The sequence below is a fragment of the Phreatobacter sp. GW821-FHT04C01 genome (assembly GCF_059420385.1).
The window spans coordinates 469,062-496,056 of record NZ_JBWKTP010000003.1 but is presented as its reverse complement, the minus strand read 5'-3'; the positions used below and the strand labels follow the sequence as shown (position 1 = coordinate 496,056).

The 26,995-nt window shown below is 67.5% G+C and carries 26 protein-coding genes; 8 read left to right on the top strand and 18 right to left on the bottom strand.

Features of this window, described 5'->3' with window-relative positions; translation table 11 throughout:
* Positions 1-26: 26 nt before the first annotated feature.
* The gene (locus AC07WJ_RS14040) at positions 27-1,247 is read left to right on the top strand and encodes an MFS transporter (protein ID WP_494935206.1); all 1,221 of its coding nucleotides are present in this window, start codon (positions 27-29) and stop codon (positions 1,245-1,247) included.
* 49 nt (positions 1,248-1,296) lie between these two features.
* Here AC07WJ_RS14040 and AC07WJ_RS14035 read toward each other — a convergent pair whose 3' ends face one another.
* The 14 genes from AC07WJ_RS14035 to AC07WJ_RS13970 all read right to left on the bottom strand — a co-directional run bounded on the left by AC07WJ_RS14035 (position 1,297) and on the right by AC07WJ_RS13970 (position 15,373).
* Positions 1,297-2,076 (bottom strand): SDR family NAD(P)-dependent oxidoreductase, encoded by a 780-nt coding sequence (locus AC07WJ_RS14035; RefSeq protein WP_494935205.1) that lies wholly within the window; start codon positions 2,074-2,076, stop codon positions 1,297-1,299.
* Entirely contained in the window at positions 2,076-3,095 is a 1,020-nt protein-coding gene (locus AC07WJ_RS14030) for a phosphotransferase family protein (RefSeq protein ID WP_494935594.1), read from the bottom strand. The genes AC07WJ_RS14035 and AC07WJ_RS14030 overlap by 1 nt, the downstream gene beginning before the upstream one ends.
* A gap of 18 nt (positions 3,096-3,113) precedes the next feature.
* Complete coding sequence (locus tag AC07WJ_RS14025; protein WP_494935204.1) at positions 3,114-4,343, bottom strand: acyl-CoA dehydrogenase family protein; 1,230 nt, start codon at positions 4,341-4,343, stop codon at positions 3,114-3,116.
* A 52-nt stretch (positions 4,344-4,395) separates the two neighbouring features.
* A complete protein-coding gene (locus AC07WJ_RS14020) occupies positions 4,396-5,091 on the bottom strand; it encodes an ABC transporter ATP-binding protein (protein WP_494935203.1) in 696 nt (231 codons plus the stop codon).
* Positions 5,091-5,852, bottom strand: coding sequence for an ABC transporter ATP-binding protein (locus AC07WJ_RS14015; RefSeq protein ID WP_494935202.1), 762 nt, complete (start codon positions 5,850-5,852; stop codon positions 5,091-5,093). The genes AC07WJ_RS14020 and AC07WJ_RS14015 overlap by 1 nt, the downstream gene beginning before the upstream one ends.
* Entirely contained in the window at positions 5,849-7,099 is a 1,251-nt protein-coding gene (locus AC07WJ_RS14010) for a branched-chain amino acid ABC transporter permease (protein ID WP_494935201.1), read from the bottom strand. Before AC07WJ_RS14010 ends, AC07WJ_RS14015 begins: the two co-directional genes overlap by 4 nt.
* The gene (locus tag AC07WJ_RS14005) at positions 7,096-8,034 is read right to left on the bottom strand and encodes a branched-chain amino acid ABC transporter permease (RefSeq protein ID WP_494935200.1); all 939 of its coding nucleotides are present in this window, start codon (positions 8,032-8,034) and stop codon (positions 7,096-7,098) included. Before AC07WJ_RS14005 ends, AC07WJ_RS14010 begins: the two co-directional genes overlap by 4 nt.
* A 75-nt stretch (positions 8,035-8,109) precedes the next feature.
* Positions 8,110-9,357 (bottom strand): branched-chain amino acid ABC transporter substrate-binding protein, encoded by a 1,248-nt coding sequence (locus tag AC07WJ_RS14000; protein ID WP_494935199.1) that lies wholly within the window; start codon positions 9,355-9,357, stop codon positions 8,110-8,112.
* 144 nt (positions 9,358-9,501) lie between these two features.
* A complete protein-coding gene (locus AC07WJ_RS13995) occupies positions 9,502-10,692 on the bottom strand; it encodes an acetyl-CoA C-acyltransferase (protein ID WP_494935198.1) in 1,191 nt (396 codons plus the stop codon).
* A 36-nt stretch (positions 10,693-10,728) separates the two neighbouring features.
* Complete coding sequence (locus AC07WJ_RS13990; protein ID WP_494935197.1) at positions 10,729-11,658, bottom strand: SDR family NAD(P)-dependent oxidoreductase; 930 nt, start codon at positions 11,656-11,658, stop codon at positions 10,729-10,731.
* Between the two features lie 10 nt (positions 11,659-11,668).
* Entirely contained in the window at positions 11,669-12,130 is a 462-nt protein-coding gene (locus tag AC07WJ_RS13985) for a MaoC family dehydratase (protein ID WP_494935196.1), read from the bottom strand.
* Positions 12,131-12,135: 5 nt separating this feature from the next.
* Entirely contained in the window at positions 12,136-12,954 is an 819-nt protein-coding gene (locus AC07WJ_RS13980) for an SDR family NAD(P)-dependent oxidoreductase (protein ID WP_494935195.1), read from the bottom strand.
* Between the two features lie 76 nt (positions 12,955-13,030).
* Complete coding sequence (locus AC07WJ_RS13975) at positions 13,031-14,167, bottom strand: acyl-CoA dehydrogenase family protein (RefSeq protein WP_494935194.1); 1,137 nt, start codon at positions 14,165-14,167, stop codon at positions 13,031-13,033.
* A 15-nt stretch (positions 14,168-14,182) separates the two neighbouring features.
* Positions 14,183-15,373: an acyl-CoA dehydrogenase family protein gene (locus tag AC07WJ_RS13970; protein WP_494935193.1), complete on the bottom strand. Its 1,191-nt coding sequence runs from the start codon at positions 15,371-15,373 to the stop codon at positions 14,183-14,185.
* Between the two features lie 243 nt (positions 15,374-15,616).
* On the opposite strand from AC07WJ_RS13970, the gene AC07WJ_RS13965 reads away from it, so the two are divergent.
* The gene (locus AC07WJ_RS13965) at positions 15,617-17,257 is read left to right on the top strand and encodes a long-chain-fatty-acid--CoA ligase (RefSeq protein ID WP_494935192.1); all 1,641 of its coding nucleotides are present in this window, start codon (positions 15,617-15,619) and stop codon (positions 17,255-17,257) included.
* A gap of 39 nt (positions 17,258-17,296) precedes the next feature.
* Positions 17,297-17,944, top strand: coding sequence for a TetR/AcrR family transcriptional regulator (locus tag AC07WJ_RS13960; RefSeq protein WP_494935191.1), 648 nt, complete (start codon positions 17,297-17,299; stop codon positions 17,942-17,944).
* An 8-nt stretch (positions 17,945-17,952) separates the two neighbouring features.
* Here AC07WJ_RS13960 and AC07WJ_RS13955 read toward each other — a convergent pair whose 3' ends face one another.
* The gene (locus AC07WJ_RS13955; protein WP_494935190.1) at positions 17,953-19,029 is read right to left on the bottom strand and encodes a D-alanine--D-alanine ligase family protein; all 1,077 of its coding nucleotides are present in this window, start codon (positions 19,027-19,029) and stop codon (positions 17,953-17,955) included.
* 384 nt (positions 19,030-19,413) lie between these two features.
* Here AC07WJ_RS13955 and AC07WJ_RS13950 point away from each other — a divergent pair, with 384 nt between their 5' ends.
* A complete protein-coding gene (locus AC07WJ_RS13950; RefSeq protein ID WP_494935189.1) occupies positions 19,414-20,400 on the top strand; it encodes an Ldh family oxidoreductase in 987 nt (328 codons plus the stop codon).
* A gap of 41 nt (positions 20,401-20,441) precedes the next feature.
* Positions 20,442-20,927: an SRPBCC domain-containing protein gene (locus tag AC07WJ_RS13945; RefSeq protein ID WP_494935188.1), complete on the top strand. Its 486-nt coding sequence runs from the start codon at positions 20,442-20,444 to the stop codon at positions 20,925-20,927.
* Between the two features lie 174 nt (positions 20,928-21,101).
* On the opposite strand, the gene AC07WJ_RS13940 is transcribed toward AC07WJ_RS13945, so the two are convergent.
* Entirely contained in the window at positions 21,102-21,893 is a 792-nt protein-coding gene (locus tag AC07WJ_RS13940; RefSeq protein ID WP_494935187.1) for a HugZ family pyridoxamine 5'-phosphate oxidase, read from the bottom strand.
* A 145-nt stretch (positions 21,894-22,038) separates the two neighbouring features.
* On the opposite strand from AC07WJ_RS13940, the gene hisD reads away from it, so the two are divergent.
* The 3 genes from hisD (at position 22,039) to AC07WJ_RS13925 (ending at position 24,361) form a co-directional block, all read left to right on the top strand.
* Positions 22,039-23,334, top strand: a complete 1,296-nt coding sequence (hisD, locus tag AC07WJ_RS13935) for a histidinol dehydrogenase (protein WP_494935186.1) — start codon at positions 22,039-22,041, stop codon at positions 23,332-23,334.
* 81 nt (positions 23,335-23,415) lie between these two features.
* The gene (locus AC07WJ_RS13930; RefSeq protein ID WP_494935185.1) at positions 23,416-23,898 is read left to right on the top strand and encodes a UPF0262 family protein; all 483 of its coding nucleotides are present in this window, start codon (positions 23,416-23,418) and stop codon (positions 23,896-23,898) included.
* 1 nt (position 23,899) lies between these two features.
* Positions 23,900-24,361 (top strand): arsenate-mycothiol transferase ArsC, encoded by a 462-nt coding sequence (locus AC07WJ_RS13925; protein WP_494935593.1) that lies wholly within the window; start codon positions 23,900-23,902, stop codon positions 24,359-24,361.
* A 63-nt stretch (positions 24,362-24,424) separates the two neighbouring features.
* Here AC07WJ_RS13925 and AC07WJ_RS13920 read toward each other — a convergent pair whose 3' ends face one another.
* Both AC07WJ_RS13920 and obgE read right to left on the bottom strand, forming a co-directional pair.
* Positions 24,425-25,498, bottom strand: a complete 1,074-nt coding sequence (locus AC07WJ_RS13920; RefSeq protein WP_494935184.1) for an NAD(P)H-dependent flavin oxidoreductase — start codon at positions 25,496-25,498, stop codon at positions 24,425-24,427.
* 327 nt (positions 25,499-25,825) lie between these two features.
* Entirely contained in the window at positions 25,826-26,884 is a 1,059-nt protein-coding gene (gene obgE, locus AC07WJ_RS13915) for a GTPase ObgE (protein ID WP_494935183.1), read from the bottom strand.
* Positions 26,885-26,995: the final 111 nt, after the last annotated feature.

Here is a 26,995-nt window from a genome sequence, read left to right as displayed (position 1 = left end):
ATAATTATTGAATTAAGGAAATCGACATGCCCCAGCTCATCTGGCTCGCGCTTGGCGCCTTCGCCATCGGCACCGAGGGTTTCATGATCGCCGGCATCCTGCCGGCCATTTCGACCGATCTCGGCACCACGGTCGAACGCAGCGGCCATCTCGTCACCGCCTTTGCCGCCGCCTATGCGATCAGTTCGCCGATCCTGTCCTCGCTGCTGGCGCAGGTCTCACGCAAGCGGCTGCTGCTCGCCGCCCTCGCCGTCTTCGCGCTCGGCAACCTGGCCGCGGCCGCGACCTCCAGCCTGCCGGTGCTGATGGCCGCCCGGATCGCCATCGGCATGGCTGCCGGCACGTTCATGCCGGCCGCCAATGCGGTGGCGATCAGCCTGGTCGGCCCGGAACGGCGCGGCCGGGCCATCGCGGTGGTCACCGGCGGCCTGACGCTCGCCACCGCGCTCGGCGTGCCGATCGGCACGCTGGTGGCGGCGCTCGGCAACTGGCGCCTGTCCTTCGTCATGGTCGCGGCACTCGCGGTGCTCGGCTTCCTCGGTCTCGCCTTCGGCCTGCCGAAGGAACTGCCGCTCGGCTCCAGCACGCTCGCCGAACGCCTGGCGGTGGCGCGCCAGCCGCGCGTCCTGCTGGCGCTCGCCTCGACGCTGGTCTGGATCACCGGCGCCATGACCATCTACACCTATATCGCACCGTTCCTGGCGGCCCATGCCGGCATTACCGGCCCCGCTCTGAGCGCCGCCCTGGTCGTCTTCGGCGTCGGCGCCGCGATCGGCAACGGGCTCGGCGGCGGACTGTCGGATCGGTTCGGCCCGATGCGCACGGTCCGGCTCGCGGTCACCGGCCTGTTCGCGATCTTCATCGTCACCACGATCGTCGCCATGACCGTTCCGGCCGGCCCGGTCGCGGCATCGCTCTTCTTCGTCCTGATCGCGGTGTGGGGCGCCGTTGGCTGGGGCGGATATCCCGCCCAATCGGCGCGGCTCATCGGCCTCGCGCCCCAGGCCGCGATGGTGACGCTGTCGCTGAATGCCTCGGCGCTCTATTTCGGCATCGCGCTCGGTGCGGCGCTGGGTTCGCTGGTGCTGAGCTATGGCTCGTTGCCGCTGCTCGGGGTCGCCGGCGCGGCCTGCGAGGCGCTGGCCCTGGTTCTGATCGTGATCGCGGCGCGCCTGGACAAGCGCGACCGGCCGGCCGCGCCCCTCGGCCGGCCCGGCGCGGCGCCCGTGTCACGGCAACCGGCGTGAGCATCGCGGCCAAGCTTCGGGCGCGCCGGCGCGCCCGAAGCAGCAAGGCTCAGATCGCCGTCAGGCCGCCGTCGACGACCAGGGCATGGCCGGTCATGAACGAGTTTTCCGGCGAGCAGATCCACAGCATGGCCTGGACGATCTCGTCCGCCGTTCCGGGCCGGCGCATCGGCATGGTCTGGACCAGCTTGGCGATGGTCTCTTCCTTCGCGCCGTCCTTCTGGATGAGCGAGTCGGTCAGCATCGGCGTCTCGGCAAACGCCGGGCAGATGGCGTTGACGCGCACCCCCTTGCGGGCAGTCTCGGCGGCCGCCGTCTTGGTCAGGCCGATCACCGCATGCTTGGCCGCCGCATAGGCGCCGAGCAGGGGCGCGCCGGTGACACCGGCGACCGATGCCGTGTTCAGGATGACGCCGGCTCCCTGTTTTTCCATCACCGGGATCTGGGCCTTCAGGCCGTGGAACACGCCCATCACATTGACGTCGAGCATCCTGCGCATGAGCGCTTCGTCGGTATCCTGGATCTTCACCGTGCCATGGGCGACGCCGGCATTGTTGAGCGCGATGTCGAGCCGGCCGAAGGTCTCCATCGCCGCGCGGACCAGCGCGTCGACCGCGCTCGCGCTGGTGACGTTGGTGATCCGCGTCACCACCTTGGCGCCGGCCTTGCGCGCCATCTCGGCGGTGGCCTCCAAGGCGTGATCCTGGATGTCGCCGAGCACGAGGTGAGCTCCTTCGCCGGCAAATCGTTCCGCCGCGCGCCGGCCGAAACCGCTCGCCGCCCCAGTGATCAGGACGATCTTGTCCTGGAAACGCCTGGCCTCGGTCATCATGCTTCCTTTTCGATCACGTCCAGCGCCATGCGGGCGAGAACCGGGACGTTCTTGCGCGCCTTCATGGCCCGCTCGGGATTCGACGCATTGCCCGACAGGGCGCGCTTCAGCACGCCCTGCAGGATGGCTCCGAGGCGGAAGAAGGCGAAGGCGAGGTGGAACGACCAGTCGGGGATCATACCGATGCCGGTACGCCGGCCGTAGAGCGCGACATAATCCGCTTCCGTCGGAATGCCCGAGGTGGTGCGGTCGACACCGTCGAGGCCACGGAAACTGCCGGCATTGGGCAGGCGCCATTGCATGCACTGATAGGCGAGGTCGGCGAAGGGATGGCCAACCGTCGACAGTTCCCAATCGACAATGGCGAGCAGGCGCGGCGCATCATGGGCGAACAGCATATTGTCGATGCGATAGTCGCCGTGCACCAGGCTGGCGCGGCCGTCATCGGCCGGCAGGGCCTGCTGGAGCCAGGCGATCAGCCGGTCCATCTCAGGGATCGTCTCGGTCTCCGATGCCCGGTAGTTCTCGGTCCAGCGCGCGAGTTGGCGAGCAAAATAGTTACCCGGCTTACCAAAATCCGACAGGCCGACCTTGGCGATGTCGACGAGGTGCAACGCGGCGAGCGCCGCGTTCATCGCGTCATAGACGCCGGCCCGGTCGGCCGGCGTCGCCTCCGGCATGGCCGGGTCCCAGATCACCCGGCCCTCGACATATTGCATCACGAAGAAGGCGGTGCCGATGACCGCGTCGTCCTCGCACAGCACATACATGTCCGGCACCGGCACGTCGGTCGGGCCGAGCGCCTTCATGACCCGGTATTCGCGGTCGACCGCATGCGCCGACTTCAGAAGCTGGCCCGGCGGCTTCTTGCGCAGCACCGCCTTGCCGCCCGCGTGGGTCAGCAGGAAGGTCGGATTCGACTGGCCGCCGGCGAATTTCTCGGCCGTGACCGGGCCCTTGAAGCCCGGCCAATGCGCCTCGAGATAGCGAGCCAGCGACGGCTCGTCGATGGTCATGGCCGGTGCGGTCAAGGCTCAGGCCCCCCGGTTGACGTAGCGCTTCAGCTCGGTCCGGGCGACCTGCCGGCGATGCACGGCGTCGGGGCCGTCGGCGAAGCGCAGCGTGCGCAGGCCTGTCCACATCTTGGCCAGCGGCGTGTCCTGGCTGACGCCGGCGCCGCCATGCATCTGCATGGATTCGTCGATCACCTTGAGCGCCATGCGCGGCGCCACCACCTTGATCTGCGAGATCCAGTGCGCCGCTTCCACCTTGGAGACATTGTCCATCATCCAGGCGGCCTTGAGGCACAGGAGCCGCGCCATCTCGATCTCCATGCGGCATTCCGCGATGATGTCGAAATTGGCGCCGAGATCCATCAGCTTCTTGCCGAAGGCCTCGCGGGTGGCGGCGCGCCGGCACATCAGCTCGAGCGCCCGTTCAGCCTGGCCGATGGCGCGCATGCAGTGATGGATGCGGCCCGGCCCGAGCCGGCCCTGGGCCACCTCGAATCCGCGGCCGCGGCCGAGGATCAGGTTCTCCTTGGGCACCCGGACATTCTCGAAGCGGATATGCATGTGGCCGTGCGGCGCATCGTCATTGCCGAACACCTGCATGGGCCGGAGGATGGTGACGCCCTTGGTGCCGGCGGGCACGAAGATCTGCGAATGGCGCTTGTGCTTGTCGGCATCCGGGTCGGTGACGCACATGGTGATGTAGATCTTGCAGCGCGGATCGCCGGCACCCGACGCCCACCACTTCTCGCCGTTCATCACCCATTCGTCGCCGTCGAGCACCGCCGAGAGCGAGATATTGGTGGCGTCGGAGGAGGCGACCGACGGCTCGGTCATCAGATAGGCCGAGCGAATCTCGCCGGCGAGCAGCGGCTTCAGCCACTTGTCCTTCTGCGCCTGGGTGCCGTAGCGCTCGATCACCTCCATGTTGCCGGTGTCCGGCGCCGAGCAGTTGAAGGTCTCGGCGGCCAGGTGCGAGCGGCCCATTTCCTCGGCCAGATAGGCATATTCGACGGTGGTCAGGCCGTAGCCCTGGTCCGAGCCGGTCAGCCAGAAATTCCACAGCTTCCTGGCCCGGGCCTTGGCCTTCAGGCCTTCGAGGATCTCGATCTGCCGTTTGGTCAGGACGAAGCGGTCGCCGGCCTTGCCGATCTCCGCCTCATATTCATGCTCCAGCGGGATGACCTCGTCGCGGATCATGGCGCGAACTTCCTCGACGAGCGGCTTCACACGATCGGACATACCGAGGAACATGAGCTTTCTCCTTACACTTCTGGACAATCGGGTGGCCTGAACCCCTGGGGGTTCACACCTCGAGCCATTCCTTGCGCACGGCCTCATTGGCCTTGAGGTCGGCGGGCGTGCCTTCGAAGACGATCCGCCCGTGGCCCATGACATAGACGCGGTGCGAGATATCCAGCGCGATCGACAGCTTCTGCTCGACCAGCAGAATGGCGACCCCGCGCCGGGCGATCTCGACGATCAGTTCGCCGACCTGGCGCACGATGAGCGGCGCCAGCCCTTCGGTCGGTTCGTCGATCATGACCAGGTCCGGGTCGCCCATCATGGTCCGGCACATGGTCAGCATCTGCTTTTCGCCGCCCGACAGCACGCCGGCCGGCGCATCGGCGCGGGCGGCGAGATTGGGGAACATGTCGAGCGAGCCCTGGATGGTCCAGCGCCCCTCGGCCTTGGCGTTCTTCATGCCGAGCATCAGGTTCTGGCGCACCGTCAGGTCGGGAAAGATATCGCGGTGCTCGGGCACGTAGCCGATGCCGAGCCGGGCGATGCGGTGGCTCGGCAGGCCGGCGATTTCCTGGCCCTTGAACCGGATCGAGCCGCGGGGCGCGACCTCGCCCATGATCGCCTTGACGGTGGTCGAGCGGCCGACGCCGTTGCGGCCGAGCAGGCTGACCACCTCGCCGCCGCCAATGGCGATGTCGACCCCCTGCAGGATGTGGCTCTTGCCGTAGAAGGCGTGAAGGCGGGAGACCTCGAGCATCAGGCGGCCTCCTCGCCGAGATAGGCTTCCTTGACCTTTTTATCGGCGCGGATCTCGGCCGGCGGTCCCGACGCGATGATCTGGCCGTAGACCAGAACCGAGATCCGGTCGGCCAGGCCGAAGACCACGCTCATGTCGTGTTCGACGATGAGAAGAGTGCGACCTTCGGTGACCTTGCGGATCAGCTCGACCGCCCGCTCGGTCTCATGCGCGCTCATGCCGGCGGTCGGCTCATCCAGCAGGATCACCTTGGCGCCGCCGGCAATGGTGACGCCGATCTCGAGCGCCCGCTGATCGGCATAGGACAGGAGGCCGGCCGGCGAGTTGCGCACGGCGCCAAGCCCGATGAGATCGAGGATCTCCTCCGAGCGCTCGGAGACGTCGCGCAGGCCGGCAATGGAGCGCCAGAAGACGTAGCGATGGCCGAGCGCCCAGAGCGTCGCGCAGCGCAGGTTCTCGTAGACGCTCATGTTGTGGAAGATATTGGTGACCTGGAACGAGCGCGACAGGCCACGCCGGTTGATCTCGAAGGGCGGCGCGCCGGCGACCGGCTGGCCATCGACCAGGATGTCGCCGGAGGACGGCGGAAAGGCCCCCGAGATCAGGTTGAACAGGGTCGACTTGCCGGCCCCGTTCGGCCCGATGATGGCATGGCGTTCGCCGGCCGGAATATCCAGATCGACCGAGCGGATGATCTGCGCCGCGCCGAAATTCTTGGTCACCTTGCTGAGAGACAAGGCCGTCCGGGACGTGGCGCTCATGGTGCGATCTCCCTCAGCCGCAGGGCCGCGCCCAGCGAGCCGCGCCGTCGCCATCTGACCGCAACGACGATGATCGCGATGCCGAGCGCGACCAGGCCAGCGGCAATGGCCCAGCTGGACAGGGCGGTATGTGGGAAGGCGGCACCGAAGACGCTGAAGGGCCGGCCGCCTTCGCGGACCCGGTAGGCCATTTCGATGGTCATGATGCCGCCGCCGAAGGCAATGACGGCGCCGAGCGTGCCCATGAGCCAGCCCGGCAGCTTCTCGGCGAGTTCGCCCTTGCGGATGGCGTTGAGCACCTGCGCCACCATGCCGCCGATGCCATAAGGCGCGAACATCACGACGACGACGAAGAGCAGGCCGAGATAGAGCTGCCAGACCTTGGTGAAGTCCGACAGCATGGATTGCATCAGAGAGATCAGCACGGCGCCGATGATCGGCCCGAAGAACACGGCGGCACCGCCGATATAGGCCATCAGCAGAACCGCGCCGGAATTCAGCGCGCCGAGCTTCTCCGGCGTGATGATCTCGAAATTCACCGCGGAGAGCGAACCGGCGAGGCCCGCGAAGCCGCCCGAGATCAGAAACACCAGGTAGCGCACGCGCTGCGGATCGTAGCCGATGAAGGCGACGCGGTCGGGGTTGTCGCGCACCGCGTTGGCGAGCCGGCCGAGCGGCGTCTTGGTGAAGGCCCACATGGCGAGCGCCGCCACGAAGACCCAGAAGGCGATGAAATAATAGACGTTGATCTGCGGCCCGAGCGAGAAGCCGAACCATTCCGGCCCGGCGGAGCGGTCGCCGGAGACGCCCTCCTCGCCACCGAAGACCGAGACGAACATCAGGCCGGAAGCGGCGATCAATTCGCCGACGCCGAGCGAGATCATGGCGAACGGCGTGCCGGAGCGCCGGCAGGAGAACCAGCCGATGACGGCGCCGGCCGCCATGCCCGCCATGAAGCCGACCAGCGGCAGGGCGGCGACGGGAATGCCGAGGCGTTGCGACTTGATCGCCGCCATCATGTGGATCGCGGCATAACCGCCGAGGCCGAAATAGACGGCATGGCCGAAGGACAGCATGCCGGACTGGCCGAGCAGCATGTTGTAGGCGAGCGCGAACACCACCCAGACGCCAATGATGTTCATCAGGGTGAGCGAGGTGCGCGAGGCGAAGACCATCGGCAGCACGATCAGCAGCAGGGCGAAGGCGAGCCAGATCAACAGGGTCTTGAAGGTCGAGGTGCCGGTCATGACTCGCGAGCTCCCATGAGGCCGCGCGGCCGGAAAATGAGCACCAGGACGAGGATCAGGAAGGGCAGCATCGGCGCCACCTGGGCGAGCGTGATGCGGCCGAGATCGGAACGGTTGGACACCAGGATGCCGAAGCGCGCCAGGAGGTCGGAGAGAGAAGCGTCGACACCGACGGCGAAGGTCTGGATCAGGCCGATCAGGATGGAGGCGACGAAGGCGCCGCCGAGCGAGCCCATGCCGCCGACCACCACTACGACGAAGACGATGGGCCCAAGCGTCAGGGCCATGGCCGGGTCGGTGACCAGAAGCGCGCCGCCGATAACGCCGGCGAGCGCCGCCATGGCGCAGCCGACCGCGAAGACGCCCATGAAGACCAGCGGCACATTGTGCCCGAGATGGCCGACCATATGCGGATTGGACAGCGAGGCCTGGACGATGAGGCCGACACGGGTGCGCTTCAGCAGCGCCCACAAGGCCACGAACATGGCGATGGCAACCACCATCATGAAGATGCGAAACGCCGGATAATGGGTGCCCCACAAGGTGAACAGGGGCTGCTGGAGGATCGCCGGCGGCGTATAGGGCAAGGGGTTCTTGCCCCAGATCAGCTTGACGATCTCCTCGATGAGATAGGCGATGCCGAAGGTGAACAGCAGTTCGGCGACGTGGCCGTTCTTGTGGACATGGCGCAGGCCGAAGCGCTCGACGAAGGCGCCGAACAGGCCGACCAGCAGCGGCGCCAGGACCAGCGCGACCCAGAAGCCGGTAACCGAGCCGAGGGTGAAGGCGACATAGGCGCCGAGCATGTAGAAGCTGGCATGGGCGAAATTGAGCACGCCCATCATCGAGAAGATGAGGGTCAGCCCGCTCGCGAGCATGAAAAGCAAAAGACCGTAGAGCACGCCGTTGAGCGTGGAGAAGACGATTGTCTCCATGCGGAGAGCCTCCGGAACCGGCCAGGGACGGGGCGCGGCGGGCCGGAACAGTCCGGCCCGCCGCGATGGTTCCGATCAGGCGCCGGGGCGGCGCATCTGGCAGGTCGACGCCATGGAGGTCGCCGGCCCGTCGATCTTGATGTCGGTCTTGAAACCGAGCCCGGTATTGTCGACGTCGAACTTGACGTTCTCCGAGAGCGTCGAAATGTAGAGCGGCTGGATCAACTGGTGGTTGTCCTTGCGCATCGAGGCCATGCCGGTCTCGATCTTGATCTCCATGCCCTCGAGCGCCATCGCCACGTCGCGCGGTTCGACCGACTTGGTATCGTTCATCGCCTTGGCCAGCATGTCGAACATCACCTTCACCCGATAATAGTAATAATCGAGGTCACGGTGCTTGGCCTTGAAGCTGCGGACGATGTCGTCCATGCCGATATCGGGGATGTTGGAGTGCCATTCGGTGATCTGGCGCACGAGGCCGACCGCCGACTTGCCCATGCCGGCGACCGCGCCGAGGCCGCCACCGTAATAGGTGAAATAGGGCACGTTGAAGCCGGCATCGGACGAGGCCTTGATGAGCAACTGCATGTCGTTGCCCCAGTTGCCGGTAATCACCGCCTGGGCGCCGGCGGCCCGCATCTTGGTGATATAGGGCGAGAAATCGCGGACCCGGGCGAGCGGGTGCAATTCGTTGCCGACGACCTGGATATCCGGGCGCTTGGCCGCCAGCATCTTGACCGCCGCGTCGGCGACCGCTTTGCCGTGGGAATAGTCCTGGCCGATGATGTAGATGCGCTTCAGGTCCGGCAGGCCCTTGATGTAGTCGGTCAGCGCCGACATCTTCATGTCGGAATCGGCGTCGAAACGGAAATGCCAGAACGAGCATTTGTCGTTGGTGAAGACCGGATCGACCGCGGCATAGTTGAGATACATCACCGCCTGGCGCGGATTGCGGGCGTTGTGCTTCTCGATCGCGTCGACGAGCGCCGAGGCCACCGACGAGCCGTTGCCCTGGGCGATGTAGCGGATGCCCTGGTCGATCGCCTTTTCCAGCTGGACGATCGATTCCTGCGGATTGAGCTTGTTGTCGAGGCCGAGCACTTCGAGCTTGCGGCCGCCGGCCACGCCGCCGGCGGCGTTGATCCGCTCGCATTCGAACTCGAACTGCTTCAGGCCGCCATCGCCGACCGGCGCCATGAAGCCGGACAGCGGGTCGATATAGGCGATGCGCACCGGGCCGGCCTGGGCGGAAGCCGGCAGGCTGGTGAGCGCCGCGGCCGCGAGGCCCGAGCCGACGACCTGGCGGCGGGTGAGATGAGACATGGTTTTCCTCCTCTTGGAGCGGCCTTGGGCCGCCATCGGCGGCTGATGCCGCAACGTTTCCTCTGGTCCACCGGCCGCTTGGCGCGGCTCTCGTTACGGTTGTGAAAGGCGGCCGGAGGCCGCCTTTCCCGTCAGTCAATCAGGTCAGACGACCTCGAACAACCCTGCGGCGCCCATGCCGCCGCCGATGCACATGGTGACCACCACGTGCTTGGCGTTGCGGCGCTTGCCCTCGATCAGCGCATGGCCGACCAGGCGCGCGCCGGAGACGCCATAGGGGTGGCCGACCGCGATGGCGCCGCCGTCGACATTCAGCCGGTCATAGGGAATGCCGAGCTGGTCGCGGCAATAGAGCACCTGCACCGCGAAGGCCTCGTTGAGCTCCCAGAGGTCGATGTCCTCGACCTTCAGGCCGTGGCGTTTCAACAGCTTGGGCACGGCGAAGACCGGGCCGATGCCCATCTCGTCCGGCTCGCAGCCGGCCACCGCGAAACCCTTGAAGATGCCGAGCGGGTTGATGTTGCGCTGCTCGGCCATCTTGCCGTCCATGACGATGGCCATGGAGGCACCGTCGGAGAACTGGCTGGCATTGCCGGCCGAGATGACGCCGCCCTCGATCGCCGGACGGATCTTCGACACGCCTTCATAGGTGGTGTCGGCGCGGATGCCCTCGTCCTCGGTCAGCGTCACCTCCTGCTGCCAGGTGCGCACGACCTCCTTCTTGTCGTTCATCTCCGCCATGGTCATGGTGGTGGTGAACGGCACGATCTCGTCGTCGAACTTGCGGCCCTGGCGGGCGGCCGCGGCGCGGCGCTGGCTCTCGACGCCATATTCGTCCTGCAGGTGGCGCGAGATGTTGTAGCGCTTGGCCACCGTCTCGGCGGTCTGCAGCATCGGCCAGTAGATTTCCGGCTTGTGCTGCTTCAGCCAGGGGTCGATCAGGTTCGAGCGGTTGGCCTGATTCTGCACCAGCGAGATGGATTCGACGCCGCCGGCGGCGAAGATCTCGCCCTCGCCGGCGATCACCCGCTGGGCGGCGGTGGCGATCGTCTGCAGGCCCGACGAGCAGAAGCGGTTGACGGTCAGCCCCGAGACGGTCACCGGGCAGCCGGCCGACAGCGCGATCTGGCGGGCGATGTTGGAACCGGTGGCGCCTTCCGGGTTGGCGCAGCCGACAATGACGTCCTCGACCTCGCCGGGATCGATCTTGGCGCGCTGGATGGCGTGCTTGGTGGCATGGCCGCCTATGGCCGCGCCATGGGTGTTGTTGAGCGCGCCCTTCCAGGACTTGGCAAGGCCCGTGCGGGCGGTGGAGACGATGACGGCTTCACGCATGGCTCTCTCCTCGTGTGTCGCGGCTTCTGGGTCGCGTCAACCGCGCGGCGGCAGGGTGACACCCTTGGCCGCGGCGGCTTTCATGGCGAATTTGGTGGTCTGCTCGAAAGCGCCCTGCAGCGCCTTCTGGCCGGTGGGATTGGAAATATCGTCGAAACGGGCGGCGATCGTCTCCGGCGTGCGCTCGGCCTCGTCGAGATAGATGCCGTCGGTCTCGTAGATCATGGTGCGGGCATAGGCGCCGGCGCCGGCGCACAGGATGACACGCGAGGGCGCCTTGTCGCTGACCAGGAACAGCACGCCGGGCGTGATCGATTCCGGCGTCAGCAGCGCCAACGCCTCGGCCGGCAGGAGATCCGAGGTCATGCGGGTCGCCGCCGTCGGCGCCAGCGTGTTGACCCGGATGTCGTTCTTGGCGCCTTCCATGTGCAGCACGTTCATCAGCCCGACCATGGCGGCCTTGGCCGCACCGTAATTGGACTGGCCGAAATTGCCGTAGAGGCCTGATGACGACGAGGTGAAGACGATGCGGCCATAATTCTGCGTCCGCATGATCTCCCACACCGCCTTGGTGCAATTGACCGTGCCCATGACATGGACGGCCATGACCGCCTCGAAATCGACCAGCTCCATCTTGGCGAAGGTCTTGTCGCGCAGGATGCCGGCATTGTTGATCAGGATGTCGATGCGGCCCCAGCGGGCCATGGTCTTAGCGACCATGTCCTGAACCTGGGCGAAATCGGCGACATTGGCGCCATGGGCCATGGCTTCGCCACCGGCGGCGATGATCTCGGCGACCACCTTGTCGGCGGCCTCCGACGAGCCGCCGGTGCCGTCGCGGGCGCCGCCGAAATCGACGATGACGACCTTGGCGCCACGCGCCGCGAGACCCAGGGCATGAGACCGGCCGAGGCCGTTGCCGGCCCCGGTGACGATGGCGACGCGCCCGTCGAAACGAATGGTCATGGGAAAATCCTCACATCAGATAAGCGAGCGTGACCCAGTCGGCGACGACCGCCGGCTTGTCGCTGCCGTCGATCTCGACGGTCACGCCATAGGTCAGCTGGTGCTGCTTGGGGTTCTTCGAGTCGAGCGCCTTCAGGACGAAACGGCCGCGCACCCTGGCGCCGGCCTTGACCGGCGAGATCATGCGCAGCTTGTCGAAGCCGTAATTGACGCCCATGGCACGGCCGGTGATGCCGGGCAGGGCGTCGATGGCGAAGGCCGACAGCATCGACACGGTCAGGAAGCCATGGGCGATGGTGCCGCCGAACGGCGTCATCTTGGCCTTGGCCGGATCGATATGGATGAACTGGTGGTCGTGGGTCAGGTCGGCAAAGGCGTCGATCGTCGACTGCGGGATGTCGAACCACTTGGACAGGCCGATCTCCTGGCCGACCTGGCCCTTCAGTTCATCGATGGTCACTTCGTTCGCCATGTCAGTCATTCTCCTCCGAACAGCTTATGTCCGCTATCGACGCTGATGCCGCCGTCCACGGGCAGGATCGCACCGGTGGTATAGGCGCCGCCGCGCCCGCACAGAAACAGGAGGCAGCCCATGATGTCGCTCGGCCGGCCGATGCGGCCCATCGGGCTGTCTTCCGCGGCGCGAGCCTGACCTGTCTCGCTGCCGAGCGCAAAGGCGGTCATTCGGCTGATGAAGGGCCCGGGCGCCAGGGCGTTCACGGTGATCTGCCTGTACGCCAGCTCATGCGCCAGGATCTTGGTCAGATGATGCACCGCGGCCTTGGAAGCGGCGTAGGAATAGGCGCCCGCGCCGATCGGCTGGGTGCCCATCACCGAGCCGACATTGACCACCCGCGACGGATCGTCCGGCGTCGCCGCCTTCTCCAAGAGCGGCAGGAGGTCGCGGGTCAAGCTGAACAGGCCGGCGACATTGACCGACATGACGCCGTCCCAGGCCTTGAACGGGAAGCTCTGCAGAGGCTCGCCCCAGGTCTTGCCGGCATTGTTCCAGAGAATGTTCAGACTGTCCGTGCGGGCACGCACCGCGGCGGCGAGATCGCGCACGCCCTGCTCGGTCCCGACATCACCGGCAAAACCCTCGGCCGAGCCGGCGCCGCCGAGCCCGTTCAGTTCGGCGGCGACGGCCTCGCAAGCATCGCCCTTGCGCGAGGCGATCAGCACCCTGGCGCCGGCCATGACCAGGGCCTCGGCGCCCATGCGGCCGATGCCGGAGGCGCCGCCGGTGACCAGCGCGGTCTTGCCCTTGAGGCCGAAGAGATCGTCGAGAAAGGCCATGGCGGCACCTTAAGATCCTGGTCGTCTTGTCCGGCCGCGCCTGAACGCTCGAACCGGTGAAAAAATGCCGGCGGCTTCAGAAGCCGCGCGCCAGCGCCACCCGGTCGGCATGGAAATCGGCGTCGCCGTAAAGCTCGGCCGAGACCTGCATGCGCTTGACGAACAGGCCGATATCGATGGCGTCGGTCATGCCGATGCCACCATGCATCTGGATCGCCTCCTGGGCCGCCAGCCTGGCGACGGCGGCCGCCTTGGCCTTGGCGAGCGACACCGCGAGCGAGGCATCCGCCGGATCCCGGTCGAGCGCCTGAAGGGCTGACAGCACCGCCGAGCGGGCGATCTCGATCTCGCAGAACAGATGGGCCGCGCGGTGCTGCAGCGCCTGGAAGGCGCCAATGGTGCGGCCGAACTGCTTGCGTTCGCGCAGATAGGCGACGGTGCGCCCGAAGGTCTCCTGGGCATTGCCGGCGAGCTCGGCGGCAAGGCCGGCGCGGCCGGCACCGAGCACGACCTCGGCGAGGCCGTAACCCTGGTCGACCTCGCCGACCAGATCGGCGCCGGTGACCTGCACATCGTCGAAAGTGAGGCGCGCGGCACCACGGGAATCGAGCGTGGCGACCCGCTCGGTGGCAAGCCCCTTGGCCTTGGCGTCGACCAGGAACAGGCTGATGCCCCCGGTCTCGCCCGGCGCGCCGGCGGTGCGCGCGGCGACCAGGACGGCGTCGGCGACATGACCGTCCGCGACCTGGATCTTCTCGCCCGACAGCCGGAAGCCGTTGCCCGAGGCCTCGGCCTTCAGCGCGGTCTTGGCCGGATCGTGCTTGCGGCCCTCGTCGACGGCGGTGGCGATGATCGCCTCGCCGGCGACGATCGCCGGCAGCCAGCGCTGCTTCTGGGCCTCGGTGCCGGCCCGCGACAGCGCGGTCGCGGCCATGACGGCGGTCGACAGGAAGGGTGACGCGGTCAGCGTGCGGCCCATTTCCTCGCAGATCAGGCCGGCCCCGACAAAACCGAAACCGAGCCCGCCGGCCTCTTCCGGCACCAGGATGCCGGTCCAGCCCATCCCGGCCATGTCGCGCCAGAGCACCCGGTCGAAGCCGTCGGCATCACGCTCGTCGCGCAGCTTGCGCAGCGCCGCGACGGGCGATTTCTCCTGGACGAAGCCGCGGGCGGCGTCCTGGAGCATGCGCTGGTCTTCACTCAGAACAAGCATGGCGAACTCTGACCCTCAAGCCGACGGCAGATCGAGCAGGCGCTTGGCGACGATGTCGAGCATCACCTCCGACGTGCCGCCCTCGATGGAATTGGCCTTGGTGCGCAGCCAGGCGCGCGGCAGCTCGCCATTGTTCGAGCGGGCCCCTTCCCATTCCAGGCCATCATGGCCGGCGAGCCGCATCATCAGCTCGTAACGGCGCTTGTTCAGTTCGGTGCCGTAATATTTGAGCACCGAGGACTTGTCGCCGACGCCGCGACCGCCGGCGGCCGCCTCGTCCTTGTAGCGCGCCATGGTGAGCGCGAAGGCGAGCGCGTCGACCTCGGCGCGCGCCGCATCCGTGCGCAGGAAGGCGTCGTCGAGCCGGCCATGGGCGTCGAGACCGATTTCGGTCGCCGCGAGCTGGCCGGGCGAACGGCCGCCGAGCAGGCCGCCGGCGCCGCCGCCGATCATCTCGCGCTCATGGGTCAGCAGGTATTTGGCGATGTCCCAGCCACGGTTGAGCGTGCCGACCAGATTGGCCTTGGGCACTTTGACGCCGTCGAAAAAGGTTTCGCAGAACGGCGACTTGCCGGAGATCAGCGTGATCGGCCGGGTCGAGACGCCGGGCCAGGTCATGTCGAACAGGATGAAGGAAATGCCGAGATGCTTGGGCGCCGCGGTATCGGTGCGTACGAGGCAGAAGATCATGTCCGCCTTGTCGGCATAACTCGTCCAGATCTTCGAGCCGGTGACGACGAAATGGTCGCCGCCGTCCTCCGCCTTGGTCTGCAGCGAAGCGAGATCCGAGCCGGCATTGGGCTCGGAATAACCCTGGCACCAGCGGATCTCACCGCGCGCGATCGGCGGCAGGTAGTGCTTTTTTTGCTCCTCGCTGCCGAAGGCGAGCAGCGCCGGGCCGAGCATCCAGATGCCGAAGCTCTCGAGCGGCGAACGCGCGCGGATCGCCGCCATCTCTTCCTTCAGGACCTTGACCTCCTCGTGGCTCAGCCCGCCGCCGCCATAGGCCTTGGGCCAGGCCGGCACGGTCCAGCCGCGCGCCGCCATGCGCTCCATCCAGAGGCGCTGGGCCTCGGACTGGAAGGTCCAGTTGCGGCCGCCCCAGCAGATGTCCTCGTCGCCACGAACCGGCGACCGCATCTCCCGCGGGCAATTGGCCTCGAGCCAGGCACGCGTGTCTCGCCGGAAGGTCTCCAGCGCATCCATCGACGTTCTCCCTGTGCACCGGCCCTTTTTTGCGGCCGACACCGCTTTCGTTCATTGACGGCCCCGCGCGGGCAGGGACATACTCCGGAGTATGTTCGGGCTGAAATGGCTTGTCGAGGGGTTTCGTGCCGCACCTGCGAAACTTTTTGTCGCGCCCTTCGACCAGGGATGAAAAAGCCCGAAGGCCGAATTAAGACTTGATCAAGCGCCCACCAAGGGCGCGATCCACAGGGAGGATGCAGCATGCTGCGCGGTTTGATGATGGACACGCCGCTGAACGTTTCGGCGGCGATCGAATACGGCGCCGAGATGCATCCCGACGCATCGATCGTGTCGGCGACCATCGAAGGCGGGATGCATCGCACCACCTATGGCGAGACCTTGCCGCGGGTGGCCCAGCTCGCCCATGCCCTGAAGGCGCTGGGGGTGAAGGAAGGCGACCGGGTCGCCACGCTCGCCTGGAACGGCTATCGCCATTTCGAGCTTTATTACGCCATCGGCGGCATCGGCGCGGTCACCCACACGATCAATCCGCGGCTGTTTCCCGAACAGCTGGTCTATATCGTCAATCACGCCAAGGACCGGGTGCTGTTCTTCGACATCAACCTGGCGCCGCTGGTCGCCAAGATGCGCGCCCATTGGCCCAAGGACCTGATCTACGTCGCGATGACCGATGCCGCCCACAAGCCGTCAGGCGAAGGGCTCGACGGCATCCTGGTCTATGAGGACCTCCTCGCCGGCCAGCCGACGAGCTTCGCCTGGCCGCGGATCGACGAGAATGCCGGCTGCTCGCTCTGCTACACCTCGGGCACGACGGGCGAACCGAAGGGCGCACTCTACAGCCAGCGCTCGGTCATGCTGCACGGCCTGTTCACGCTCACCTCGGGCATGTCGAGCCTCGGCTCGGGCTCGACCATCCTGCCGGTGGTGCCGCTGTTCCACGTCAATGCCTGGGGCCTGCCCTATACCGCGCCGATCGTCGGCATCAACCTGGTCATGCCGGGCGTCAAGCTCGACGGCCCCAACCTCTACGACCTCCTGGAGAGCGAGAAGGTCACTTCGTCCTGGGGCGTGCCGACGGTGTGGATGGGGCTGCTCGCCGAAATCCAGAAGCGCGGCGCCAAGCCGAGCCACCTCAACGAGGTGATCATCGGCGGCTCGGCGGCGCCGCGCGCCATGATCGAGAGCTTCGAGACCATGGGGGTCGGCATCGTCCACGGCTGGGGCATGACCGAGATGAGCCCGGTCGGCACGCTCGGCGTGCTGGCGATGAAGGACCGCGCCAAGCCGCTGCAGGAGCGCATCGACCTGAAGGCGCGCCAGGGCCGGCGCATGTTCGGCGTCGAACTGAAGATCGTCGACGAGGAAGGCCGCCGCCTGCCCCATGACGGCGAGGCCTCGGGCGAATTGTTCGTGCGTGGCCCCGGCATCATCTCGGGTTACTACGAAAATGCCGAAGCCAGCGCCAAGGCCTTCGACAAGGAAGGCTGGTTCGGCACCGGCGACGTCGCCAAGATCACGCCGGACGGCTATCTGATCATCGTCGACCGCACCAAGGACTTGGTGAAATCGGGCGGCGAGTGGATTTCCTCGATCGACGTCGAAAACGCCGCCATGGGCCATCCCGGCATCGCCGCTTGCGCGGTCATCGGCGTGCCGCATCCCAAATGGCAGGAGCGGCCGCTGATGGTGGTGGTCAAGGCGGCCGGCGCCGATCCGAAGAAGGAAGAGATCATCGCGACGCTGGAGAAGGCCATCGCGAAATGGCAGATGCCCGACGACGTCGTGTTCGTCGAGCAATTGCCGCTGACCGCCACCGGCAAGGTGTCGAAGCTGACATTGCGCAAGCAATTCGCCGAGCATCCGCTGCCGGATGCCGGCTGACGTCGCCGCAATCCACGATCGCCATCGGCCAAGATCACGATGCCCGCCTCCGCCCAAGACATCGCTTCGTCCGATATCGCCCCTCAGGACCGCCGCGAGGAAGTGCTCGCGGCGGCGGCCGAATGTTTCATGCGCCGGGGCTATGAGCAGACCTCGATGGATCATGTGGCGGAGGCGCTCGGCGCCACCAAGGGGCGGGTCTATCACCACTTCCGCTCCAAGCCGGAACTGTTCTTCCAGGTCTACCGGCGCGCCATGGACATCCTGATGCAGGCCTGCGAGCCGGTCGCCGCCCGCGGCGGCACCGGCGAACAGCGGCTGAGCGACATGGCCAAGGCCCATACGCTCTGCATGATGGAGACGCGCACGTTCCAACGCACCCTGACCATGGGCGTCGATCTCTATCGCTTCGGCGGCACCGGCCCCGAGCACAAAACGGTGCTCGAGGAACTGATGGGCCTGCGCTTCGTCTATGAGGACCTGTTCCGCCACACGTTCGAGGCCGGCATCGCCGACGGCACGCTCGCCGTGCCGGATCCCTCGCTCGCCATGCGCACCCTGCTCGGCGCGCTCAACTGGGTGGCGGTCTGGTATTCGCCACGCCCGGGCGAAACCCGCCAGCACCGCGAAAGGCTGGCCGAGGAGATCGTCGAGACCGTGCTCGGCGGTTACCGGGCGAGGGGCTAGGGGCCGCCTCAGCCGGCCGCCTGGCGCGCACGCTCCAGGCCATGGGCGATCAGCCGGTCGATGACGTCGGAATAAGCGATGCCGCTGGCCGCCAGCGCCTTGGCATACATGCTGATGTCGGTGAAGCCGGGGATGGTGTTGATCTCGTTGACCACCGCGCTCATGTCCGGCCGCAGGAAGAAGTCGACGCGCGCCATGGCGTCGCAGCCGAGCGCCTGAAAGGCCTGCCGCGCCATGGTCCTGAGCCGTTCCGCGACCGCCTCCGGCAAATCGGCGGGAATGCCGAGGCGGGCGCCGTCCGCGTCGATATATTTGGCCTCGTAGGTGTAGAAGCCGTGGTGCTCGGCCGGCATGATCTCGCCGGGCACGGACACCACGATCTCGCCGTCGGCATGTTCGAGAACGCTGCATTCGATCTCGCGGCCACGAATGAACTCCTCGACCAGCACCTTGCGGTCGTGCCTGAAGCCCTCAGCCAGGGCGGCCTGGAACGCCTCGGCGGTCGCGGCCTTGCTGACGCCGACCGACGAGCCCTGCCGCGCGGGCTTGACGAAGACCGGCGAGCCGAGCTCCTTCGCCACGTCGTCGAAGGACGGCGCGTCGCCACGCCTGACCGTGATCGACCGCGCGACCGGCAGGCCCGCCTCCCTGAGCAGGCGCTTGGCGATATCCTTGTCGATCGCGGTGGCCGAGCCGAGGATGCCGCAGCCGGCTAAGGGTATGCCGGCGACCTCGGCGAGCCCTTGCACCGATCCGTCCTCGCCATGCGGCCCGTGCAGGACCGGGAACAGGATATCGATCGCCGGAAGCTCGCGGGCGGCGCCGGCGCCGGCCAGGCCGAAGAGCCGGCCGCGGCCGCCCGGCAGCAGGCAGACCTCGGCTCCCGTCTCGGGCATCGGATCCGGCAGAACGCCGTTTTCCAGTTCGACCAGACGCCATCGGCCGTCGCGGGTGATGAGGATCGGTACGACGTCATATTTCGCCGCGTCCATCGCCTTCACCGCGTTGCTGGCCGAGAGGATGGAGACCTCGTGCTCGGCCGACCGGCCGCCCAGGAGAACGGCAACCCGCAATCTGTCCGTCATGGCATGTCTTTCTCGTGCGAGGGGCCCTCGCGAGCCGGTTACGGTGCAACGCCAGCAAGTGGAAGAATGATCGCGGATTTTTTGCGACGGGATTGGAGCCGGGCCGGCATTTCGGTCCCGCCGCGGGGCCGTGGCGCCGACGGCCATCCGGGCCGGGATCACGGGCCGTGATCCAGCCGGGGCCGGACCGTCGACCGGCGTTCGAGACCGCGCGGCCGGCGCGAACTGCGTAGGGCGGAGAACCGATCCCGGCCACCGGCAAGTTCGCCGGGGACCCTTGCGCCAATCGATCGATGCCGCCGGTCGATGCCGCGCTAGAATGGCGTGGCGCCGGACAGGCGGTTCATGAAGGCCTTCGGGCCCTTCGGCATGCGGGAATGATCGATGCGACTGACCAGAGAGGATGCTTTGGACTTGGCCCGCCGGGCGGCTGCCGGCGCCGGCGCCGGCGCGGCGGTGGCGCAATCGCTGGCGGATGCGACCGTCGCCGCGGAACTGGCCGGGCGCGGCGCGGTGGGATTTGCCCATCTCGTCGACTATCTCGCCGGATTTGCCGCCGGCCGCATTCCCGGCGCGGCCCGACCCGATATCAGCTTTCCGGCGGCAGCCCTGATCCGTGCCGACGCCAAGGGCGGTATCGCCCAGCTCGGGTTTGACCTCGCCTTCGAGGAGTTGCGAACCCGGGCCGCCGCCTATGGCATCACCGCCTTCGCCCAGGAGAACAGCTATACCGCCGGTGAGATCGGCTATTACGCACGCCGTCTTGCCGAGGCCGGACTGGTGGCGCTGGCCGCGTCCAATGGGCCCGCTTTGGTGACCGTCGGCGGCAGCGGCGCGGCGGTCTTCGGCACCAATCCCATGGCCTTCGCCGCCCCCCTGCCGGACGGCCCTCCGCTGGTCATCGATCAGGCGTCGAGCGCCACCGCCTTCGTCAATGTCAGGGCAGCCGCGGACAAGGGCGAAACAATTCCCGAAGGCTGGGCCGTCGATGCGGCGGGGCGGCCGACCACCGATGCCCGCGCGGCGGTCAAAGGGGCGCTGATCGCCTTTGGTGGGGCCCGCGGCGCCAATATCGCGCTGATGGTGGAAATCCTCGCCGCTGGCCTGACCGGCGCCAATTGGTCGCTCGATGCGCCATCTTTCGCCGGGGGCAATCAATCGCCCGGTATCGGCCTGTTCGTGGTGGCGCTGAAACCCGACCTGCTGGCACCGGGGTTCGCGGCCCGGCTCGAAGCCCAGGCCGAACGACTGGCCGCCAAGGGCATCCATATCCCGGGACGCCGTCCCCCGACGGAGACCATCGAGCTGCCGGCATCGCTGGCGGCGTCGATCGAGGCCTATTGCGCGCCGGCCGGCGGCCGGCCGTCGTAGGATCGAAGCCAAGAGGCAATCAAGCCCCGGGAGCCCCCGCCATGACCGAACATGCAGATGCGGAACCGACGGGTTCGTCGACCCGGACATCGCGTGTCATCCAGGCCGGGCCCGAGGAACTCTACCAGGCCTTCGTCGATCCCGCCGTCCTGGTCGCCTGGCTGCCGCCGGCCGACATGACCGGCCGGATCCACGCGTTCGACGCCCGGGCCGGCGGCGGCTACCGGATGTCGCTGTTCTATCCCGCGGACGAGGCCGGCTTCGGCAAGACCGCGGACGGGGAGGACATGGTCGAGGTCCGCTTCGTCGAACTGACACCGCCGCTGCGGATCGTCGAAGCGATCCGTTTCGTCACGGCCGATCCGGCCCTGCTCGGCGAGATGACCATGACCGCGACTTTCGAGGCCGCGCCAGGCGGAACCGAGGTCACCCTCTTGTTCACGAACCTGCCACCGGGCCTCGAGCCCGAAGACAACAACACCGGCGCGCGGTCGAGCCTGGAAAAACTGGCGCGCCGCTTTGAATGACCTCAAGTGACTATGACTGCGCCCGCTCGGACGAGAGACACGCGTATCGCTGCACCCGTGATTTTGACCGGTTGATCCTGGTGCAACACTTCGTGGGTGCCCGGGACAAGCTCGGGCATCCACGAATCTATCCACTCGCGGAAATCAAGCCATCATGATCACCGTGCGGCAACACTAGCCGGCCCGGCTCCGCGCCTCGCGCACCATCTGAACCAGCGTCTTGTGCAGGCCCTCGCCCGTCGTGACCCGATGCGGAAACAGCACCCGCGCGGTGCGGTCATTGGCCGCGAGGTCGAAACCTTCCGGGTCGGCGCCGGTCATGCGCCAGGGCCCCGCCTCCTCGCCGGCCAGGACGGTGGCATAGACCGACACCGCATCGGCGTGGTCCTCGTTCATATGGGCGATCGCGCCGGCTTCCGAGCCGATCAGGCCCTCGGCGTCACCGACATCGGTGAGGAGATCCCTGCCGGCCAGATCCGCGGCGCGGGCAAAGCCGCCATTGAGGTGACCGGCGGCGACCTCGAGCCGCCACAGGCTGAAATCCGGAAAATCGGCATAGAGCGCCGATTTCGGATTGCGCGCGACGAAGCGGGCCTTGGCGCGAAGGCGCAAGGCCTCGTCCATGATGCGCTCGAACCGGCCGAGCACGGTCAGCCGCGGGTGGGCCAGGGGATCGCCCTTGCCGCCGCGGGCGAGCAGAACCGAGGCGCGCGGATCGGCCTTCAGATTGGCGGTGTGGCTCGACAGGTTGGAGATCATGATCAGCGGCGCGCCGTCGAAATCGGTCGCCACCGTCACCAGCGTCGTCACGGGATGACCGGTATTGCGGTCGAGCGTGCCGAGCGCGGCGATGCGGATCGAACGCAGCAGATCCTTGGCCCATTCGACCGGCTTGAAATCGGCCGGCTGCGGGGCGTTTTCCGGGATATTGCCGGGCATGGCGCCGGGCTGCGTCTTGATGTCCATGGCGATTCTCCTCAAGCGCGGGACCATGACGACCGCAGGCTCGCCAGGCAAGTCTCCGCGCGCGGGCCTGAGCCATGACCTCGACAGCCCGGACTTGACGCCCGCCGGCCGCTCCCGCATGGCTCCAGGCCTTGAGGATCTTGCCATGCCGCTCCGTCTTTCCACCCGCTCCGCCGATTTCGCCACCCGTTTCGCCGACCTGCTGGCGATGAAGCGCGAGGTCTCCGAAGAGGTCTCCCAGATCGTCAGGACGATCGGCGACGATGTGATCGCGCGCGGCGACGCGGCGGTCATCGCGCTGACCGCGCGCTTCGACAAGCTGACCTTGACGCCCGCCACCCTGCGCGTCTCGGCGGACGAGATCGCCCAGGCGATCGCCGCCTGCGACGCCAGGACGCTGGATGCGCTGAAGCTCGCCGCCGAACGGATCCGCAGCTATCACGCCCGCCAGAAGCCGAAAGACGACCGCTTCACCGACGCGCTCGGTGTCGAGCTCGGTTACCGCTGGACCGCCATCGAGGCGGTCGGCCTCTACGTGCCCGGCGGCACGGCGGCCTATCCGTCCTCGGTGCTGATGAACGCCATTCCGGCCAAGGTCGCCGGTTGCCCGCGCATCGTCATGGTGGTGCCGGCGCCCGGTGGCGTGCTCAACCCGCTGGTGCTGGCGGCCGCCGATCTCGCCGGCGTCGACGAGGTCTATCGCATCGGCGGCGCCCAGGCGGTGTTCGCGCTCGCCCATGGCACCGCGACGATCAAGCCGGTCGCCAAGATCATGGGCCCCGGCAATGCCTTCGTCGCCGCCGCCAAGCGCCAGGTGTTCGGCACTGTCGGCATCGACATGATCGCCGGCCCCTCCGAAGTGCTTGTTATCGCCGACCGGACAGCCAATCCGGACTGGATCGCCGCCGACCTGCTGGCCCAGGCCGAACATGATACCGCGGCCCAGTCGCTGCTGATCACCGACGACCCGACACTTGGCGAGGCGGTGGTCGCGGCGGTCGAGCGACAGCTGACCACCTTGCCGCGCGCCGAGATCGCGGCGCAAAGCTGGCGCGACTATGGTGCGGTGATCGAGGTGGCCAACCTCGACGAGGCCGTGCCGCTGGCCGACCGGCTCGCCGCCGAGCACCTGGAAATCATCACCGCGGATGCCGAAAGCCTGGCCGGCCGGATCCGGAATGCCGGAGCGATCTTCCTCGGCGGCCACACCCCGGAAGCGATCGGCGACTATGTCGGGGGCTCCAACCACGTGCTGCCGACGGCCCGCTCGGCGCGTTTCTCGTCGGGCCTGGGCGTGCTCGATTTCATGAAGCGCACCTCGCTGTTGAAGTGCGGCCCGGAGCAGTTGCGGGCGCTCGGGCCCGCGGCCATCGCGCTGGGTGAGGCCGAGGGCCTCGACGCGCATGCCCGATCGGTGGCCATTCGGATGAACCTCGGCTAGTCGACAGCGGCGACCTCGCCCGCCATTGTCGTCGAACCGGGATGACGGCGACTCGCCGCGCGGACCTGAACGAGGGATGTCGTGACCGATCCGAAGCCCATGCGCCGCCTGGTGGCGGTGACCCTGGATGAAGCCTCGATCGGGCGCTCCTCGCCGGATATCGAGCACGAACGCGCCATCGCCATCTACGACCTGCTCGAAGAAAACTCCTTCGGCCCGGTCGGCGTCGACGGCGGCCCCTATACGCTGGCGGTGTCGCTCGCCGAAGGCAAGCTGGTCTTCGACGTCAAGCACGAGGACGGCAGCCAGGTCATCACCCATGTGCTGTCGATGACGCCGTTCCGGCGGATCGTGAAGGACTATTTCATGATCTGCGACAGCTATTACGACGCCATCCGCCACGCCACCCCGTCGCATATCGAGACCATCGACATGGCCCGGCGCGGGTTGCACAACGAGGGCTCGGAGACGCTGAAGGAGCGGCTGAAGGACAAGCTCGACTTCGACTTCGACACCGCGCGGCGCCTGTTCACGCTGATCTCAGTCCTGCACTGGAAGGGCTGACCTGTTGTCGGTTCGCCGCCGCAACCCCCAGGCCGTCCTGTTCGCCTGCGGCATGAACCAGGTGCGTTCGCCCATGGCCGCGGCGATCATGAAACACTTCTTCGGCAAGACCGTGTTCGTCGAGAGCGCCGGCGTGCGCAAGGGCGAGCACGACCCCTTCGTCGACGCGGTCATGGACGAACTCGGCATCGACACCCAGAAATCCAAGCCGAAGACCATCGAGGAGCTGGAGGAATGGGAGGGCCTGAATTTCGATCTGGTGGTGACGCTGGCGCCGGAGGCGCATCACCGGGCCCTCGACCTGACCCGCACCAACGACATGGACGTGGAATATTGGCCGACACCGGATCCGACCCTTGCCCAGGGCTCGCGCGAACAGCGGCTCGACGCCTATCGGCAAGTCCGCGACATGCTTCTGACCCGCATCCGCCAGCGCTTCAGCCGCAGCACCGGCAATGAGTAAGTGGTGGGATGACGCAGAGCATCTTCGGCTGCCCTCGGCCCGTCCTGCCGTCGCCTCCCGGCGCTACCGAAGCCCGCCGATCCGTTCGGCCGCCTCGGCCATGAGCCGGCGGGTCAGCTCGGCCGCCGGCATGGCGCGGCCAAGCGCTGCCGACTGTCCCGACCAGAGCGACGAGAAGTCGCCGGAACCGGCAGCCTCGGCCTTGGCCTTCAGCGGCGCGAGCGCGCCGCCGGCGGTCGGGAAGGCGGGTGCCGCGGTCGACAGCGGGCCGACCTCGCGCATCAGCCGGTTGACGATGCCGCGCGCCGGCCGGCCGGTGAACAGATTGGTCAGCGCGGTGTCGTCGTCCTTGGCCTCCGCCAGCGCCCGGCGATGCATCGGACTGATCTTCGCTTCCGGACAGAACAGGTAGGCCGTGCCGACCTGGACCGCGGATGCGCCCAGCGCGAAGGCGGCGGCGATGCCGCGCCCGTCGGCAATGCCGCCGGCGGCAATGACCGGCAGGCTCACCGCGTCGACCACCTGCGGCACCAGCGCCATGGTGCCGGCCTGGTTGGCGATCGCATCGGTCAGGAAGATGCCGCGATGGCCGCCGGCTTCGTAGCCTTGGGCGATGATGACGTCGCAGCCGTGATCCTCGAGCCAGCGCGCCTCGTCGGCCGAGGTCGCCGAGGAAACGATCCGGGCGCCGGTGGCCCGGACACGGTCGAGCAGCGGCGCCGCCGGCAGGCCGAAATGGAAACTGACCACCTCCGGCTTGAATTCCTCCATCACCGTGCAGAACGCATCGTCGAACGGCGCGCGAATGCCCGCTGGCGTCGGCATGGCCGGATCGAGGCCGAATTCGCGATAATAGGTTTCGAGCCGCTGCTTCCAACCGGCCTCGCGCGCCGCGTCCGGCACCGGCGGCGTGTGGCAGAAGAAATTGACATTGATCGGTTTGGTCGTCCGCTGGCGGATGATGCCGAGCTCGCCGCGCATCTGCTCGACGGTCAGGAGGGCGCCCGGCAACGAGCCGAGGCCGCCGGCCTCGGAAACGGCGATCACCATCTCCGCCCCCTGAGCGCCGGCCATCGGCGCCTGAATGAGCGGCAACGCGATGCCGAAGAGATCCTGGACACGCCGATCGAGAGCCATGGTGCACGCCTTGCCTGCCACGTCGCGGCGGGCTGGCCTCTTGCGAAGGCCCGCCCCGCGCGCGACACCGATGACGGGACCATCCTGGCCGAGGTCCCGTTCCGCCGGCGATGATAGCGCAAGTCCGGCCAGCGCGGTGAGCGCCTGCGTCAGATCAGCCAGTCCGGCCGATGCCGGGGGTGGCGCCTGCCGGCTCCGCCGGGCCGTCGCCAGGCCGGTTGATGGCCACCGTGCCGACCGCGTCGGCGCCGAACCTCGGCCGCAACCGTGGGCACGCCTGAACTGGTCGTGGCGCGGACCACTGCGAGGTCGGCCGGGCGCCCCGCGTCAGGGCCGCCAGCCGGTCTCGACCGGTTCGATGGCGTCGTCCGGCTTGACCGGCTTCGGCTCGGCGGCACGCGCCGCGTCGATGACCTTGAGCAAGGCGGTGAGCGCTTCGTCGACGCCTTCGCCGGAAGCCGCGGAAAGCGCCAGCGGCGCCTTCTTGGCCGCCCGTTTCAGCCTGGCCAACTGCTCCTTGCGGGTCGCCGGATCGAGGGCGTCGACCTTGGACAGCGCGACGATCTCCGGCTTGTCGGCGAGGCCCGCGCCATAGGCCTCGATCTCGCTGCGCACCAGCTTGTAGGCCTTGCCGGCATGCTCGCAGGTGCCGTCGACGAGATGCAGCAGCACGCGGCAGCGCTCGACATGGCCGAGGAACCGGTCGCCCAGGCCGTGGCCGTCATGGGCACCCTCGATCAGGCCGGGAATATCGGCGAGCACGAATTCGCGGCCGATCGCACGCACCACGCCGAGGCCCGGATGCAGCGTCGTGAAGGGATAGTCGGCGATCTTCGGCTTGGCCGCCGTGGTCGCCGCCAGGAAGGTCGACTTGCCCGCATTGGGCATGCCGACCAGGCCGGCATCGGCGATCAGCTTCAACCGCAGGATGATCCAGGCTTCCTTGGCCGGCTGGCCCGGATTGGCGTGGCGCGGGGCCTGGTTGGTGGCGCTCTTGAAATGGGCATTGCCGAAGCCGCCATTGCCGCCTTCGAACAACACGAAGCGCTGGCCGACGGTCGTGATGTCGGCGATCAGCGTCTCGCCCTCCTCGTCGAACACCTGGGTACCGGCCGGCACTTTCAGCACGACGTCGGCGCCGCGCGCGCCGGCACGGTTGCGGCCCATGCCGTGGACGCCGATCTTGGCCTTGAAATGCTGCTGGTAGCGATAGTCGATGAGCGTGTTGAGGCCCTCGACGCATTCGATCACGACATCGCCGCCGCGGCCGCCGTCGCCGCCGTCAGGTCCACCGAACTCGATGAACTTGGCACGGTAGAACGACACGCAGCCGGCGCCGCCGGCGCCGGATTTCACAAAGACCTTGGCCTGATCGAGAAACTTCATGGTCGATTGCCGCTGTTACTGGAACATTCCCGACCGCGCCCGACACTGGCAGCGAGACGAAAATGCACTGGAACAAGAAAGATGAAAGGAGACCGCCGCAGGAAATGCACC

Coding starts and splice junctions, on each gene's coding strand:
- AC07WJ_RS13920 (WP_494935184.1), bottom strand. CDS start 25,498: ATGGCTCTCGATCGGCGTGTCCAGGATCTCTTCGGCATCGCGTTGCCG.
- AC07WJ_RS14040 (WP_494935206.1), top strand. CDS start 27: ATGCCCCAGCTCATCTGGCTCGCGCTTGGCGCCTTCGCCATCGGCACC.
- AC07WJ_RS13970 (WP_494935193.1), bottom strand. CDS start 15,373: ATGGATGCGCTGGAGACCTTCCGGCGAGACACGCGTGCCTGGCTCGAG.
- AC07WJ_RS13950 (WP_494935189.1), top strand. CDS start 19,414: ATGCGACTGACCAGAGAGGATGCTTTGGACTTGGCCCGCCGGGCGGCT.
- AC07WJ_RS13995 (WP_494935198.1), bottom strand. CDS start 10,692: ATGCGTGAAGCCGTCATCGTCTCCACCGCCCGCACGGGCCTTGCCAAG.
- AC07WJ_RS14020 (WP_494935203.1), bottom strand. CDS start 5,091: ATGCTCGAGGTCTCCCGCCTTCACGCCTTCTACGGCAAGAGCCACATC.
- AC07WJ_RS13965 (WP_494935192.1), top strand. CDS start 15,617: ATGCTGCGCGGTTTGATGATGGACACGCCGCTGAACGTTTCGGCGGCG.
- AC07WJ_RS13945 (WP_494935188.1), top strand. CDS start 20,442: ATGACCGAACATGCAGATGCGGAACCGACGGGTTCGTCGACCCGGACA.
- AC07WJ_RS14030 (WP_494935594.1), bottom strand. CDS start 3,095: ATGACCATCGACGAGCCGTCGCTGGCTCGCTATCTCGAGGCGCATTGG.
- AC07WJ_RS14000 (WP_494935199.1), bottom strand. CDS start 9,357: ATGTCTCATCTCACCCGCCGCCAGGTCGTCGGCTCGGGCCTCGCGGCC.
- AC07WJ_RS13980 (WP_494935195.1), bottom strand. CDS start 12,954: ATGGCCTTTCTCGACGATCTCTTCGGCCTCAAGGGCAAGACCGCGCTG.
- AC07WJ_RS14035 (WP_494935205.1), bottom strand. CDS start 2,076: ATGACCGAGGCCAGGCGTTTCCAGGACAAGATCGTCCTGATCACTGGG.
- AC07WJ_RS14015 (WP_494935202.1), bottom strand. CDS start 5,852: ATGAGCGCCACGTCCCGGACGGCCTTGTCTCTCAGCAAGGTGACCAAG.
- AC07WJ_RS13975 (WP_494935194.1), bottom strand. CDS start 14,167: ATGCTTGTTCTGAGTGAAGACCAGCGCATGCTCCAGGACGCCGCCCGC.
- AC07WJ_RS13940 (WP_494935187.1), bottom strand. CDS start 21,893: ATGGACATCAAGACGCAGCCCGGCGCCATGCCCGGCAATATCCCGGAA.
- AC07WJ_RS14005 (WP_494935200.1), bottom strand. CDS start 8,034: ATGGAGACAATCGTCTTCTCCACGCTCAACGGCGTGCTCTACGGTCTT.
- AC07WJ_RS13955 (WP_494935190.1), bottom strand. CDS start 19,029: ATGACGGACAGATTGCGGGTTGCCGTTCTCCTGGGCGGCCGGTCGGCC.
- AC07WJ_RS13985 (WP_494935196.1), bottom strand. CDS start 12,130: ATGGCGAACGAAGTGACCATCGATGAACTGAAGGGCCAGGTCGGCCAG.
- hisD (WP_494935186.1), top strand. CDS start 22,039: ATGCCGCTCCGTCTTTCCACCCGCTCCGCCGATTTCGCCACCCGTTTC.
- AC07WJ_RS13960 (WP_494935191.1), top strand. CDS start 17,297: ATGCCCGCCTCCGCCCAAGACATCGCTTCGTCCGATATCGCCCCTCAG.
- obgE (WP_494935183.1), bottom strand. CDS start 26,884: ATGAAGTTTCTCGATCAGGCCAAGGTCTTTGTGAAATCCGGCGCCGGC.
- AC07WJ_RS14025 (WP_494935204.1), bottom strand. CDS start 4,343: ATGTTCCTCGGTATGTCCGATCGTGTGAAGCCGCTCGTCGAGGAAGTT.
- AC07WJ_RS14010 (WP_494935201.1), bottom strand. CDS start 7,099: ATGACCGGCACCTCGACCTTCAAGACCCTGTTGATCTGGCTCGCCTTC.
- AC07WJ_RS13990 (WP_494935197.1), bottom strand. CDS start 11,658: ATGACCATTCGTTTCGACGGGCGCGTCGCCATCGTCACCGGGGCCGGC.